Origin of the sequence: Streptomyces lavendofoliae, from assembly GCF_014649735.1 — a bacterium.
In the GTDB taxonomy this organism is placed as follows: domain Bacteria; phylum Actinomycetota; class Actinomycetes; order Streptomycetales; family Streptomycetaceae; genus Streptomyces; species Streptomyces lavendofoliae.
Genome location: NZ_BMTP01000003.1, coordinates 16,147 through 30,380 on the forward strand (window position 1 = coordinate 16,147; position 14,234 = coordinate 30,380).

The window sequence follows — 14,234 nt, forward strand, 5'->3', positions numbered from 1 at the left end:
GTACGGGCCCGTGGAACGCAACCGACGTCGACCAGGGAAGTCAGCAGGACGCAACGAACCGGAGGACGGACCACAGGTGGACATTCGCCAGCTCACGACCTTCCAGAGGGCCGCCACGCTGCTCAGCTTCAGCCGTGCGGCGGCCGAACTCAACTACGCGCAGTCCAGCGTCACCGGACAGATCAGAGGTCTGGAGAACTCGCTGGGGGTGGAGCTGTTCGAGCGGCTCTCCGGCCGGCAGGTCCGGCTCACCCCGGCCGGCCGGCGTCTGCTTCCCTACGCCGAGCGCCTGCTGTCCCTCGCCGACGAGGCGCGCGGCGCGACGGCCGGTCCGCCCGAGCCGTCCGGGCAACTGGTCATCGGCACCATGGAGACACTCGCCACCTACCGGCTGCCACCCGTCCTGGAGTACTTCCACCACCGTTATCCAGGGCTCCAGTTGGTGCTCAGACCGGGGTCCGGGGCGGAGGTCCTGCACGCGCTGCGGCAGGGCACGGTCGACGTCGGCCTGCTGATGTCGGCCGAGACGCGGCACCGCGGGGTGGACAGCGAGGTCCTCGGGCCCGAGCCGCTCGTCGCGGTCACCGGTCCGGGCCACCCGCTGGCGGGTCGGGCGCGGGTCGGGTCGGCGGACCTGCGGGACGTCCCGGTGCTGGCACCGGAGTCGGGGCGCGGCCACCGGCGGCTGCTGGAGACGGAGTCGCGCAGCCGGCCGGGCGCTCCCGTGCCGCTGCTGGAGTCCGGGACGGTCGAGTCGACCAAGCGGTGGGCGGCGGCCGGTCTCGGGGTGGGGCTGCTGCCCGCCGTCGCCGTGCGGGAGGACGTGGAGTCCGGCGCGCTCGTCGCTCTGGCCTGGAGGCCGCCCTTCGAGGTGTTCACCCAGCTCGTCCGGCGTCCCCGTACCTCCCCGACCCGGGAGATGCGGCTTTTCGCCGAGCAGGCCCGCGCTGTCCTCGCCGAGGACCAGGAAGCCGCCGCGGCATGAACCGTCCAAACTTTCCCGGCACGGAAGCCGACCCATCGGAATGTCCGAATTCTAGATTGCCGTAAGCCGATGAGGAATTCATTGACCGGCCTCCCGCCGGCTGATGAAATCACATCACCAACACGGACCGCCCCTCACAGCGGAAATACCGTGACCGTGCTCGGCGAAAAAGGAGTCGACCATGAACAACAAGGCGATCACCACCACCGAGGCCCACCAGATGCTGACCGGTCTGTACGCCTCCGGTGCCCGGTTCGACGCCGACTGGAGCGGCGTGGACGACGAGACCATGACGAAGCTCCGCGACGCCGCCGCCTCCGGCGACGAGGCCCTGCAGTCGCTGCTGACGAACCTGGCGTTCACCAAGTTCGAGGGCGCCGACCAGGCCGCTCGCCTCTCCGCCTCGCTGGCCGGCATCAAGCAGGCGGCCGTCGCGGAGATCTTCGACGAGCTCCCGACCACGTCCATCGAGGACCTGCGCGCCGCCGCCGAGGCAGCGGGCTACGAGGTCGAGATCCTCGCCTGACACGGCAGGGGCGGCACGGCCCGGCCCCGGACCTCGCGTCCGGGACCGGGCCGCCCCGGAACCGCCCACCGGGCCCCTCCGGCCACCGCCCCACCACCGGTCGACACGACGAAAGAAAGAGGGACATTGTGAACGAGTCGTTCTCCATTGATGGACTGCGCTGGCAGGAAAACTGGCGGATCGAGAACGGGAACGATTCCTATGTCGTCCCCTTTCCGACGCTGCGGCCGGCGACTCTCGTATTCCACGGCGAAACAAAATTCAGCTATGGGCATTACGGTATCCACCTCGGCCAGGCGGACGTCCTGACCTTCCTCGGCCCCAGCACCGGAACGGTCACCGGACACTTCATCGACTGCCGCGAGGGCTCCCCGACGGCCGGTGTCAGGGAGGAGCACACCTGGGCCCCCGGTTCCGCCCGGGCGCTCTACATCCCGCCGGGCGTGGCCCACACGTTCGACGGCCTGGAGTACGTCAACACCATCAACTCGTACGAGCTCTTCCTGCCCGATCCCGAGGAATGGGTGCACGGCACCCTCGACTGGCAGCCCGACGCGGACATCATCAACCTCCCGCTGGACGTCGCCGACGAGGACCTGCCGCTGTACAGGCCCAACTCCCACGCGGCGAGCGAGCTCTGGTACGACATGGTCGCCGCCCAGCAGCGCGCCATGATCCCCAAGGTGGCGTACGAGTACCCCGTCACGCGCGACGTGCGGCTGGCCGACGGCACGGTCCGCCGGGTGGAACTGCGCCGGCTCCTCCAGCGCGACGAGCGGAAGAACTGGGAGCCCCTGGCCGAGGTGTTCGGTGTCGGATGGGTGCGGCACCCGGTGATCTCGTCCGGCCCGGAGTCCGGCTTCTCCGCCCTCCTGGACCGGCACCCGCTCTACTTCATCGACCACGGCGAGACCGGTTACACCCACGACGCGTACGGGATCCACCTGGGCCAGGAGGACCGGCTGACCTTCGCCGGGCCCCGTGACCAGGAGGTCACCCTCCACCTCATCGACACGCGGGTGGACTCGCCGACGTACGGGGCCGACATCGCCTACCGGTTCTTCCCCGACCCCGAGCGCTACCTGCTGATCCCGCCGGGAGTCGGCCACGCCTTCGAGCACCTGGAGAACGTCTACACGATCAACCGGCCGCGCACCCTCCTGCCCGAGGACGGGAGCGAGTACCAGCCGGGCAACGACGTCATCGACTGGCCGGTCCCCAAGCGACCGATCCCCTCCCTGCGGGCCAACACCGTGCCGGCGGGCCGCGAGTACTACGAGGCCAGGGTCGCCGACCAGAAGCGGTTGCGGGAGATGCCGGTCACCCACTCCACACCGTCCGTAATGATGATCAAGGGCCGGGACGGCAAGGAGATCCGGGTCGCCCTGCGCAGGAAGGTCTCCGCCGCCTCCTGACCCCGGCCCCTGCCCGAGCCGGTCCTCCCACCCCTCCCACGACCGTGGGCGCGGCCGCCGCGACGACGCCGGCCGCGTCCACGGCGCCACGCGTTGCCCCGTCCTCACCCCCCAGGTGCCCTACCGGAGTTGGGAATCCGATGCTGTCCCTGTCCACGTCACTGGCGCCCTTGCGGCACCGGAACTACCGCCTGCTCTTCATCTCCTTCGTCATCAGCATGCTCGGGGACGGCGTCTGGCTGGTCGCCCTGCCGTGGGTCGCGATGGAGCTGGGCGGCAACAGCTCCGACCTGGCGATGGTGGTGGGCGCCGAGTCCGTCGGCCTCATCTCCTGCGTGCTGATCGGGGGCGCGCTCGCCGACCGGTACCCGCGCAAGCTGGTCATCGGCTGGTCGTACACGGCCGCCTTCACCGTGCTCGCCGCACTCGCCGTCGTCCACGTGACGGGCAGCCTGCAGATCTGGCAGCTGGTCGGCGCGGCCTTCGTCCTGGGCGCCGCCGCGGCCATCAGCGGCCCGGCGTCGGACGCCTTCACCCCCGACCTGGTGCCGAAGGACGACCTGCACGCGGCCAACGCGATGGAGTCGGTCGTCCGGTCGCTGGCCGTCCGCATGGTCGGCCCGGCGGTGGGCGGGCTGCTCATCTCGCTGATCGACGCGCTCAGCATCATCGTGCTGAACGCGGTCAGCTTCGGTGTCGCGGCCCTGTGCGTGGCGATGATCCTCGTGCCCCGGTCGGCCGGCACCGCCGGGGAAGGGGACGCGACGGCCGAGGCGGACGGTGTTCCGTACCGCGAGGCGCTGCGCTACCTGTTCAGCGAGCGCTGGCTGTGGGTCCTGATCGTCTGGTCCGGCGTGGTCCTGCTTCTCCAGTCGGGGCCGCGACAGATCCTGCTGCCGTTCGTCATCCACAACGACCTGGGTGGCGACGCCCGTGACTACGGCACGCTCATCGCGGTCACCGGGATCGCCGCGGTGGTCGGATCGCTGGTGCTCGCCTCGCGCAAGCCGCCCCGTGACTACCCGCGCCGGATGCTGCTCGCCTGGACGGCCGGTGCCGCCCCGCTCGCGCTGATGGTGTTCGTACCGTCCTTCTGGATGCTGCTGCCACTGGGCGCCATGTACGGCTTCTTCTCGACCGTCGGCAACGTGTACTGGTCCACGCTGGTGCAGACCTCCGTGCCCAACGCCGTCCGGGGCCGGGTCATCAGCATCGACTGGCTGGGCTCCCTGGCGCTCGTCCCGCTCTCGGCGGTGCTGGCCGGCCTGAGCCCGGACCGCGACTTCATGGTCTGGCTGTTCGTGCTCGGCGGCGTACTCCCCGTCCTGCTGACGCTGGCCACCGTGCGGTGGGTGGACCTGCGGGCACTGCGCCCCGACGGGCCGGACGCGAAGGCCGGCCGGGCGGACGCGGACGGCGATGCGCGGGACCACGGCACGGCGGCGGCCGGCCGGACGGCGGACCCGCTGGAGGAGAAGGAGCGGGCGACCGCGCCGACCCCTTCCTGACCGGTCCTTCCCGACCGGCCCTCCTGACGTACGGGCGGCCGCTCGGTACCGTCCCCAGAGAAGGCGGGGGAAGGGAAGGGGACGGCTTCGGGAACCCCCACCACCAGTATCGGAAGGGCCAAGAGCAACCGGACGGACTGATCCAAGGGGTGGGACATGCACAGCAGGGTGGCCAGAGTGACCGGAGTACTCGCCATGGTGTTCGCGATCGCGCTGGGGGGCGCGGCCACGGCGGCGCACGCGGGCCCGGCGCCCGGCGGCACGATCACGGTCGTCGCGGGTGACGAGGGGCCGTCGACCCCGAAGCCCGGCGCGCCGGTCGTCATCACGGGCTTCGCCCCCGGGGCCTGAACCCCGCCTGGGCCTGAACCGCCGCCTGGGCCTGACGAGTCCCCGGCGGCCGGGGACTCGTCAGGCCCAGGCGCGGTGGGTGGCCGGTACGCCCAGGTCGTCGCAGAGCGCGTCGGCCTCGCGGCGGTGCTCCTCCGCCGCCCGGGTGTCCCCCGCCTCCTCGGCGGCGCGGGCCAGACCTGCCAGGGCGCAGGCGGCCTCCACTCGGTAGCCGAGCTCGGTGCAGCGCCGCAGGGCGCTCGCGTGCAGCCGCAGGGCCCCGGCCGGGTCGCCGCTCCGGCGGTGGACCCGGCCCACGATGTTCTCGACCTCGGCGGACCTGAGCCTCGCCCCGGAGCGGGCGACGACGTCCAGGGCCCGGTCCGCGTCCGCCAGTGCGCGCACGTTGTCGCCGAGGAACTGCCGGGCCTCAGCCGCGAACGCCAGGGCCAGGGCGTGGTTCTCCGACCTGCGGGTCTCGTCACCGAGCGCGAGGGCCCGTTCGAGGGTGCCGAGCGCCTCCTGGACGTCACCGGTGGCCAGGCTGGTGGCCGCCAGTTCGATCAGGGCCATCTTCTCGTTGTCGTACGAGCCGATCCGCCGGTTGATGAGCACGGCCCGCCGTGCCGCCCCCGTGGCCTCGGGGAATCGGCCGAGCCAGCGGTAGACGGGGCTGAGGTTGGTCCAGCTCTCGGCCTCGCCGACCTCGTCCCCGCTCTCCTTGCGCAGCACCACCGCCCGTTCCAGGTGGCGCAGCGCGGTGTCGACGTCCCCGAGCGCGCTGTGCAGCAGACCCAGCCTGCCGACGCTGATGGCCTCGTGCTGCCGGTCGCCGGACCGCCGGGAGATCTCCAGCGCCTCGGAGGCCGCGGCCACACCGTCGGCGAACCGGCCGAGCCTCCAGTGCGCCACGGCCAGGTTGTTCAGGCTCAGGCTCACCAGCGTCGGGTCGCCCAGGCGGCGCGCGGCGCGGACGGCGGCGACGCCCTGCGCCGCCTGCTCCTCGACACGGCTGCGTGTGTAGAAGTAAAAGGCGAGGTTCCGGGAGAGGTGCAGGACGCACCGCTGGTCCGCCACGTCTCCGGCCCGGTCCAGGGCGAGCCGGATCGCGTGCCGCTCCCGGTCGAACCAGGCCATCGCCTCATGGGCGCCGGGGAACGGGGGCAGCTCCGTCGGCACGGTCGCACCCGTCGGGTACCGCAGCCGGTCGGGGTACAGCACCTCGCACGCGGCCTCCGTCGCGGCCAGGTAGTAGGGCAGGAGGCGCTCGGCCACGACTCCGACGCCGTCTCCGTTTCCGTCTCCCTCTCCCTCGCCCTCGCCGCTCCCGCCGGCCCGACCGTTCCCGCCCGCTCCGCCGCTCCCTTCGCTCCCGGGCACCCGGAGCGACCGGGCGAAGCTGCGCACCAGGTCGTGGAAGCTGTACAGCTCTTCCGTGTGCTGCTGGAGGAGGTGGACGTCCAGGAGGTGTTCCAGCACGTCCTCCACCTCACGGGCCGGTGTATCCGCCAGCGCCGCCGCCGACCAGACGTCGATCTCCGCGCCGGGGTGCTGTCCCAGGAGCTGGAACACGGCCCGCTGCCGGGCCCCCAGTGACTGGTACGACAGTTCCAGCGCGGCCGTGACGCTGCGCTGCCCGGCGCTCAGCTCGTCCAGCCGCCGCGTCTCGTGCCGGAGCCGCTCGACCAGGTGGCGCACCGTCCACCGGGGCCGGTTGCGCAACCGGGCCGCGGCGATGCGCAGTGCCAGGGGCAACCCGGCGCACAGCTCGGCCAGTTCGGCCACCGCCTCCGGTTCGGCCGCCGTACGCGCGGCGCCGAGGGTCTCGGCGAGGAGCGCCGCACTGTCCCCGGGCGCCAGCATGCCGATGGAGAACCACTCGGCGCCGTCGAGGTCCACCAGCCGGGCCCGGCTGGTGATCAGCACCAGGCAGCCCGGGGACGCCGGCAGCAGCGGCAGCACCTGCGCGGTGTCGGCGGCGTTGTCCAGCAGGACCAGGACCCGCTTGCCCGCCAGCGCCGCCCGCCACACCCGGGCACGCTCCTGCACGCCGTCCGGGAGGGGCCGGTCGGAGGGGCCCAGTCCCCGCAGCAGACTCTCCAGGGCCGCACCCGGCTCCAACGGGCTCTCGCCGGGGGTGAAGCCGCGCAGGTCGATGTGGAGCTGGCCGTCGGGGTAGTACGGCGCGAGCCGGTGGGCGGCGTGCACGGCGAGCGCCGTCTTGCCGGAACCACCCATTCCGTCGATCGCTATGACGCGCGTCGACTCGCCGCCGGGACGGCGGGCGTGGGCGAGCAGCGACTCCAGTTCCTCGTCACGGCCGGTGAAGTCGGGCAGGTCGTACGGGAGTGCGCGGATGCCCTGCCCGTGCGCCGGGTCGGGAGCGGTGGAGGGCGCTGCTCCGGTGCCCGTCCCGCCGCGCCCGCCGTCCGGGGCCGCCACCTGCCGCACGGGCGCGCCGTCCGTGCCCGGGCCCGCGGGACCCGAGAACTCCCCCGGGCCCGCCGCGTCCGAACCCGCGTCGCCGCCCGTGCCCGCGGCCGGAGTGCCCGGTGCGCCCGCGGGCACGCGTACCGCCACGGCGGCGGGATCGGCGATCCGTTCCGGCGCGGCGAGCGCCGGGTCCTCCCGCAGCATCCGCTCGTGCAGCGCCACCAGTCGCGAACCTGGGTCGATGCCCAGTTCCTCCGCGAGCAGCGCCCGCACCGCGCGGAACTCCTCCAGGGCCTCCGCGCCCCGCCCGGCCCGGTACAGGGCCAGCATCAGGTGCCCGCGCAGGGCCTCCCGCAGCGGGTGCTGCGACACGAGTCCGCGCAGGTCGCCGACCAGTTCATCGGCCTCCCCCAGGCCGAGGCGCAGTGCGTAGTACTGCTCGGCCGCCGCCAGCCGGCGTTCTTCCCAGACGGCCGCCGCCGCCTCGATCACCCGGCCGCCGCGCCCCGCCATGACCGGCCCCCGCCACAGTGCCAGCGCCCGGCCCAGGGTGTCGGCGGCCTCCTGGTGTCCGCCGAGGGTGACGGCCTCCCGTGCCGCGCGCAGCGCGTCGGCGAACTCGACCAGATCCAGTTCGTACCCGGATCCCTCGGCGCGGTACCCCGGCCCGTCCGTGACGATGACCCCCGCGCCACCCGGAATGCGCCGGCGCAGATCGGACACCGCCTTGCGCACCTGGTGTCCCGCGCTGGAAGGCGGCGCCTCGTCCCAGGCCGCCTCGACGAGCCGTGTGACGGGAACGACCCTGCCGTGCTCCAGGAGAAGGGTGCCGAGGATGCGCTCCTGGATCACGCCGCCGAGTCTCAGCCGCTCCCCGGCGCACCAGGCCTCCACCGTGCCGAGAACGTGAAACCGTACCCCTGTCCCGAAACCCACGCGCGCCCCCTTTCCTGGTGCGGCGATCCTAGTCTCGCGGCCCTCCGGAGCAATGGCTGTTGCCAGCCTGATCAGCGGAAACGAGCCGCGGGCCGGGGCGGGGAGCCGGCATCACGGGGTCACGCCCCGCCGTCCCGCGTCCGGCGGCGTACGGCGACGAGCGCGCCGGTCCCCGCGGCCGCCGCCGCGCCGGCGAGGACGGCGGCGGACAGGGCGGAGGCGGGACCCGTGTCGGCGAGGGCGCCCGCGGCGGTGGGGGTGGCCGCGGCGGTGGGGGCCCCCGCGGCGGTGGGGGCGCCGACCGGCCGGGTGGCGGCCGGGCCCCGCGCCGGCGCGGCCGGGGAGGCCGCCCGGGTGGCGGCCGGGCCCGCCAGGGGAGCCGCGGCGACGACGTCGAAGCCGTACTCGAGGAACTCCGACGTCCCGCCGCACGACATGTCGTCGTTGAGGTAGTCGGCGGCGACGGAGGCCACCCCGCCGCCGGCCGGCAGCGAGGAGCCGACCACCAGGCGGAGCCGGACGTCGGCGTGCGCCCCGGGCGCCAGCTTCTCGACGGCGCCCGCGTAGTGGTCGGCGTCGGCGTCCTGCCACTCCGGGGAGCCGTCCGTGGACCACAGCACGTCCAGCAGGTCGTCGGTCCCCTCGACCTTCACGTACGGCCAGACCTCGTCCAGGGTCCGGTCGGTGCCGTTGGTGACGCGGACGGTGAAGTCGACCGTCGTTCCGGCGGTGATCCGCGCCGGCAGGCCGGTGGCGGTGACCGTGAGCCGGTCCTCGGGGACGCAGGCGCCCGCCTCGGCCTCCTTCCGCGCGCCGGCGAGCGCCTTGTCGGCGGCCTCCTTGGCGGCGAGGGCCTTCTCGGTGTCCTGCTCCGCCCGGTGAGCCCGGCCGGCCGCGGCCGACCTGGCGTCGTCCCTCGCCCCGGCGGCCTCCTTCGCCCTGGAAGCGGCGGCCTCCTCGGCGTCGGCGGCGTCCTCGGCGGCGGTCAGGGCGGCGGCCACGTCCTGCTCCGCCCGCGCCCTCTCCGCCTCCGTCGCCGCCTCCGGCAGGCCCTTCAGGTCCGCTTCGGCCTCGGCGAGCCGGTCGGCGGCGGCGCGCTCGGCCCGGGTGGCCGCTTCGGCGCCCCGGGCCGCCTCGGCGGCGGCCACGGCGAGGGACGACCGGTCCGACAGTTCGCGCGCCAGGTCCCGGAGGGCGGCGGCCTCGGCGGCGACGGCCGCGTCGTACGCCTGCCGCGCCGTCGCGGCGGCCTTCTCCAGCTCCATGAGCGAGGGCGTGGCGACGTCGTCCGCCGCCGGCCGGCCCGGGGAAGGGGCCTGTGGACGGGGCGCCGCCGGAGCGGTGTCGGCGAACGCCGGTGTGACGGTGATCAGTGCGGCGGTGATCAGTGCGGCGGGCGCGGTCACGGCGGCGACGGCGGCGGGCGCGAACAGACGGCGGATCTTCACGGGAGCCCTTTGGTCTGGTCGGAAGGTCGGGAAACCCGCGCTGATCGTATGACCGGATCGCCGGGCGATGAGGGGTGCTGTCCCCCGATCGGGTGCGCACCGGCTCCCGGGCGGGCGACGGATGCGGCAAACGGCCCAGTGACCCGCCACGGACCGGGCGTTCCTCCGCGACGCTGGACGTGGCCGGGGACGGGACGCCGGACGGGACGCCCGCGCCGGCCGAGGCAGCGACCGTGAGGAGCGGCGTCTTGAAGTACCTGATGATGGTGCAGGGCACCCAGGCGGACTACGACGCGATGACCGGCAGTCCCTCCCCGGGCAGCCCCGCCTGGACCGAGGAGGACATCGAGACGATGTTCGCCTTCATGCGCGAGATCAACGACGAACTCGCCGAGAGCGGTGAGCTCGTGGACGGCCAGGGGCTCGCCGAGCCCCGGAAGACCCGGTTCGTCAGCCTCGGCGAGGACGGCCGCCCGGTCGTCACGGACGACCCGTACGGGCGGACCGAGCCACTGCTGGCCGGGTACTGGGTGCTCGACTGCGCCGGCCTGGAGCGCGTCACCGAGATCGCGGCGCGCGTCGCCCGCTGCCCGCAGCCCGAGGGCGCGCCCGAGTACCCGGTCGTCATCCGGCCCATCGCGGAGAGCGGCGAGGAACTGACCTCCTGAACCGGGCGCTCCGCCCGGACGCGGGGCCGGACCGGCGGCGTCCGGCCCGGGCCGGACGGGCGGGTGGGGCCTACGGGGAAGGGCCCCGTGCCGTCGCCCTGGGGGACGCGGGGTCCGCGGCGCCCGCCGTACGGCGCGGGCCGGGTCCGGTCGGCGTCCACCGTGCGCGGGCGGACGACGACGCCGTACCCGGCGGCGGACGGCAGCGCCGCCCGGGGCACCGGCGACATGACACGGGCACCGGCGCCCGGCCGGCCCGGCGGCCTCCGCCGTGCGGCCCTCCGGGACCGGCGCGACCATCGAATCATGACGACCACGATCCATCTCGCCCAGCAACCGGAGGCCGACGAGCTGCTGGGCCGCAGTCCGCTGGCCGCGCTCGTCGGCATGCTCCTGGACCAGCAGATCCCCATGGAGTGGGCGTTCTGCGGCCCGTACACGATCGCGCGGCGCATGGACGCCGACGACCTGGACGCGCACGCGATCGCGGCGTACGACCCGGAGGCCTTCGCCGCCCTCCTGTCCGCGAAGCCCGCCGTGCACCGCTACCCCGGCTCGATGGCCAAGCGGGTGCAGCAGCTGTGCCGGTACCTGGTGGACGAGTACGGCGGTGACGCGAGCGCCGTCTGGTCGGACGCCGCCTCCGGCGCGGAGCTGCTGGACCGGCTGCTCGCCCTGCCGGGGTTCGGCAGGCAGAAGGCGCAGATCTTCCTGGCGCTGCTGGGCAAGCGGTACGGCGTACGGCCCGACGGCTGGCGCGAGGCGGCGGGCGCGTACGGCGAGGAGGGCGCGTACCGCTCGGCCGCCGACATCACCGGACCCGAGTCGCTCGCCAGGGTCCGCGCCCACAAGCAGGAGGCCAAGCGCGCCGCGAAGACGGCGAAGACGGCGAAGGCGACCAAGGCGACCAAGGCGACGAAGACGGACGGGACGGCGAAGGCGACGAAGACGGCCAGGGCCGCCGGCACCGCCAAGGGCGCCGAATCGGCCACCGACGCAGGACTTTCGGCGGCGGAGTGACATGTTCCGTTGCCAATCGTACGGAATATCACGTGAGTTACGGCACATCTGTTCACAGGAGCGTGGGAGATCGCTAGCTTCCCTTCAACCTCGTTCGCACCGGGAAGGACCTCTGTGAACGCATCCCACCGCAGAGCCGTGGCCACCCTGGCCGCAGCAGCACTCGCGACCCCGCTCCTGCTCGCTTCCGCATCCCCCGCCTCCGCCGGCCGGCACGACCCCGGCGCGGAAGCGGCCAAGGACGCCGCCAAACTGTCCAAGAAGCTGGTGCGCGAGGCGTCCGGCAAGGACGCCTACAGGCACCTGGAGAAGTTCCAGCAGATAGCCGACTCGGCCGACGGCCACCGGGCGGCCGGCTCGCTCGGACACGACGCCTCGGCCGCGTACGTGTACCAGCAGCTGAAGAAGGCCGGCTACCAGGTCTCGTACCAGAAGTTCGAGTTCATCTACACCCAGACCCAGGCGGAGAAGCTCTCCGTCGTCTCGCCCTCGCCGCGTGACCTCACCGTCGGGGCGATGACCTACACCAGGTCGACGCCCGTCGGCGGGGTGAAGGCCGGCCTCGCCGCCGTACCGGTCGCCGCCGGTGACACCACGCCCGGCTGCGAGGCCGCCGACTACGCGTCCGGCACCTTCACCGGCAAGATCGCCCTCATCAAGCGCGGCGGCTGCACCTTCGCCGACAAGCAGGCCCAGGCCGCCGCGGCGGGCGCGATCGGCGCGATCGTCTACAACAACGTCCCCGGCTCCCTCGGCGGCACCCTGGGCGACCCGGCGGCCGCCAAGATCCCGACCGGCGGCATATCGCAGGCCGACGGCGAGAAGCTGGTGGCCGACCTGGCCCAGGGCCCGGTCGAGGTCAACTTCGAGATCCGCCAGCTCCAGGAGAAGCGGACCACCAACAACGTCATCGCGGAGACCGCGCGCGGCAACGCCGCCAACACCGTGATGCTCGGCGCGCACCTCGACTCGGTGACCGCCGGCCCCGGCATCAACGACAACGGCTCCGGCTCCGCCGGCCTGCTGGAAGTCGCCCTGGACCTCGCCAAGTCCAAGGAGAAGCCCACCAACAAGGTGCGCTTCGCCTGGTGGTCCGCGGAGGAGAACGGCCTGCTCGGCTCCGAGCACTACGTCGCGAACCTCAGCGAGCTGGACCGCAAGGAGATCAAGCTCTACCTGAACTTCGACATGATCGCGTCGCCGAACTACGGCCTGTTCGTGTACGACGGTGACGACTCCGACGCCGTCGGCGCGCCCGCCGGCCCGGCCGGCTCCGCGCAGATCGAGCGCGACATCAACGAGTTCATGGACAAGCAGGGCCGTCCGCACGAGGGCACGGACTTCACCGGCCGCTCCGACTACGGCCCGTTCATCGAGATCGGCATCCCGTCCGGTGGCACGTTCACCGGCGCCGAGGGCCTCAAGACCGCGAAGCAGGCGGAGAAGTTCGGCGGCACGGCCGGCGTCGCGTACGACGCGTGCTACCACGCCAAGTGCGACGACATCAAGAACATCAACATGACGGCGTTCGACGCGAACATCGACGTCATCGCCAACGCCGTGGGCGTCTACGCCCACGACCTCAGCTCGCTGCGCAAGCCGGTCGTCACCGTCCCCACGGACGGCGACGCGGGCAGCGGCGGCGGCCTGCACGACGGCCACGACCACGACGTGACCGAGTAGGGCCCCGGCAGCACACGGGCAGGCCGGGCAGCACGCCCGGGACGGCGCGCCACGGGTCACCCCCGGGGCGCGCCGTCCCGTGCTCCGGCGCCCCCGGCCCCCGCGGTGGCAGGGCGGAACGGCACCCCTCGCACCCGCCCGCCCCGGTTCGCGGTTGAATCCATTCGCAGCACACCGGCGCCGCGTGGCTGCGCCGGGAGCCGCTCGCCCGGTAGGCTTTCCGTGTGATCTTCAAGCGCATCGGTAACGGGCGGCCGTATCCCGACCACGGCCGGGAAAGCACCCGGCAGTGGGCGGATGTCGCGCCGCGCCCGGTCCGCCTCGATCAGCTCGTGACCACCAAGGGCCAGCTGGATCTGGAAACGCTCCTCGCCGAGGACTCGACGTTCTACGGCGACCTCTTCGCGCACGTCGTGAAGTGGCAGGGCGACCTCTACCTCGAGGACGGACTGCACCGCGCCGTGCGCGCGGCCCTGCAGCAGCGCCAGGTGCTCCACGCCCGCGTGCTCGAGCTGGACTGAGCGGACCCACCCGGCGACGTCAGCCTTTCGGGCCCTTTCCCACCCGTCCGGCCCCCTCCGCTGATCGTTTAGTAGGCATAGCCACCGGGCCGCATTACGCTGCGCTCATGAGCATGCTCACTCCCCCCGGTATGGGCGGAAAGTACCGCATCACGGGTAATGCCTACCCGCGTATGCGCCGCCCCCGACGACGCGGCCGGATCGTGGTCGCGGCCCTCGCCGCAGTGGTCGCCCTCGGCCTGGCCGGCTGGGGGACCCTGCAGCTCATCCACGTCTTCGGCGGCGGCGCCGGCGACGTCCGGGCACGCACGGCGGCGGGCCCCGTCTGCAAGCCCCGGAAGAACGCCGTCACGCCGGTCCACGTGCCGCTCAAGCCCGCGCAGATCACGGTGAACGTCTACAACGCGACGCCCCGGGCGGGCCTCGCCAAGTCGACCGCCGACGAGCTGAAGAAGCGCGGCTTCGCCATCGGCAAGGTGGGCAACGCCCCGGCCGCCTACGACAAGAAGGTCCCGGGCCCCGGCATGCTGCTGGGCGCCACCGGGGCCCGGGAAAACGCCTTCCCGGTGCTGGGCACGCAGCTCAGGGGCGCCACGCTCAGGATGGACGCCCGCGCGACCGCGGACGTCGACCTGATCATCGGCACCGCCTTCAAGTCCCTCACACCGCCGAAGGACGCGACCGCGGCCCTGGCCGCCCTGGCCGAGCCCGCGCCCGCGCCCTCCGGGAAGTGCTGAGCGGTACCGCGAACGGCCTGCCGG

12 protein-coding genes are annotated in these 14,234 nt (G+C 73.4%); 10 read left to right on the plus strand and 2 right to left on the minus strand.

Translation table 11 applies throughout. The annotated features are described in order from the left end of the window. Positions 1 to 76: 76 nt before the first annotated feature. The 5 genes from IE109_RS05700 to IE109_RS05720 all read left to right on the plus strand — a co-directional run bounded on the left by IE109_RS05700 (position 77) and on the right by IE109_RS05720 (position 4,785). Positions 77 to 985, plus strand: coding sequence for a LysR family transcriptional regulator (locus IE109_RS05700; protein ID WP_189549649.1), 909 nt, complete (start codon positions 77 to 79; stop codon positions 983 to 985). Between the two features lie 181 nt (positions 986 to 1,166). Then, positions 1,167 to 1,511 (plus strand): hypothetical protein, encoded by a 345-nt coding sequence (locus tag IE109_RS05705; RefSeq protein ID WP_189549650.1) that lies wholly within the window; start codon positions 1,167 to 1,169, stop codon positions 1,509 to 1,511. Between the two features lie 128 nt (positions 1,512 to 1,639). Then, positions 1,640 to 2,926 carry a dTDP-4-dehydrorhamnose 3,5-epimerase family protein gene (locus IE109_RS05710; protein WP_189549651.1) on the plus strand — a complete coding sequence of 429 codons (1,287 nt, stop codon included), beginning with the start codon at positions 1,640 to 1,642 and terminating at the stop codon, positions 2,924 to 2,926. Positions 2,927 to 3,066: 140 nt separating this feature from the next. Beyond that, a complete protein-coding gene (locus tag IE109_RS05715; RefSeq protein WP_189549652.1) occupies positions 3,067 to 4,434 on the plus strand; it encodes an MFS transporter in 1,368 nt (455 codons plus the stop codon). Positions 4,435 to 4,590: 156 nt separating this feature from the next. Beyond that, positions 4,591 to 4,785, plus strand: a complete 195-nt coding sequence (locus tag IE109_RS05720) for a hypothetical protein (protein WP_189549653.1) — start codon at positions 4,591 to 4,593, stop codon at positions 4,783 to 4,785. Between the two features lie 60 nt (positions 4,786 to 4,845). Here the strand turns inward: IE109_RS05720 and IE109_RS05725 are convergent, their stop codons facing one another. Both IE109_RS05725 and IE109_RS33695 read right to left on the minus strand, forming a co-directional pair. Then, the gene (locus IE109_RS05725) at positions 4,846 to 8,133 is read right to left on the minus strand and encodes an AfsR/SARP family transcriptional regulator (protein ID WP_444545553.1); all 3,288 of its coding nucleotides are present in this window, start codon (positions 8,131 to 8,133) and stop codon (positions 4,846 to 4,848) included. 119 nt (positions 8,134 to 8,252) lie between these two features. Continuing rightward, positions 8,253 to 9,581 carry a COG1361 family protein gene (locus tag IE109_RS33695; protein ID WP_189549655.1) on the minus strand — a complete coding sequence of 443 codons (1,329 nt, stop codon included), beginning with the start codon at positions 9,579 to 9,581 and terminating at the stop codon, positions 8,253 to 8,255. 248 nt (positions 9,582 to 9,829) lie between these two features. Here IE109_RS33695 and IE109_RS05735 point away from each other — a divergent pair, with 248 nt between their 5' ends. The 5 genes from IE109_RS05735 (at position 9,830) to IE109_RS05755 (ending at position 14,210) form a co-directional block, all read left to right on the plus strand. After that, on the plus strand, positions 9,830 to 10,249 hold the full coding sequence (locus IE109_RS05735) for a YciI family protein (RefSeq protein ID WP_189549656.1): 420 nt from the start codon (positions 9,830 to 9,832) through the stop codon (positions 10,247 to 10,249). Positions 10,250 to 10,555: 306 nt separating this feature from the next. Then, positions 10,556 to 11,269: an HhH-GPD-type base excision DNA repair protein gene (locus tag IE109_RS05740; protein WP_189549657.1), complete on the plus strand. Its 714-nt coding sequence runs from the start codon at positions 10,556 to 10,558 to the stop codon at positions 11,267 to 11,269. Between the two features lie 138 nt (positions 11,270 to 11,407). Further along, a complete protein-coding gene (locus IE109_RS05745; RefSeq protein WP_189550089.1) occupies positions 11,408 to 12,952 on the plus strand; it encodes a M28 family metallopeptidase in 1,545 nt (514 codons plus the stop codon). Between the two features lie 224 nt (positions 12,953 to 13,176). Further along, the gene (locus tag IE109_RS05750; RefSeq protein ID WP_003999914.1) at positions 13,177 to 13,473 is read left to right on the plus strand and encodes a type II toxin-antitoxin system VapB family antitoxin; all 297 of its coding nucleotides are present in this window, start codon (positions 13,177 to 13,179) and stop codon (positions 13,471 to 13,473) included. A 107-nt stretch (positions 13,474 to 13,580) separates the two neighbouring features. Beyond that, positions 13,581 to 14,210 carry a LytR C-terminal domain-containing protein gene (locus tag IE109_RS05755; protein ID WP_189549658.1) on the plus strand — a complete coding sequence of 210 codons (630 nt, stop codon included), beginning with the start codon at positions 13,581 to 13,583 and terminating at the stop codon, positions 14,208 to 14,210. Positions 14,211 to 14,234 lie beyond the last annotated feature (24 nt).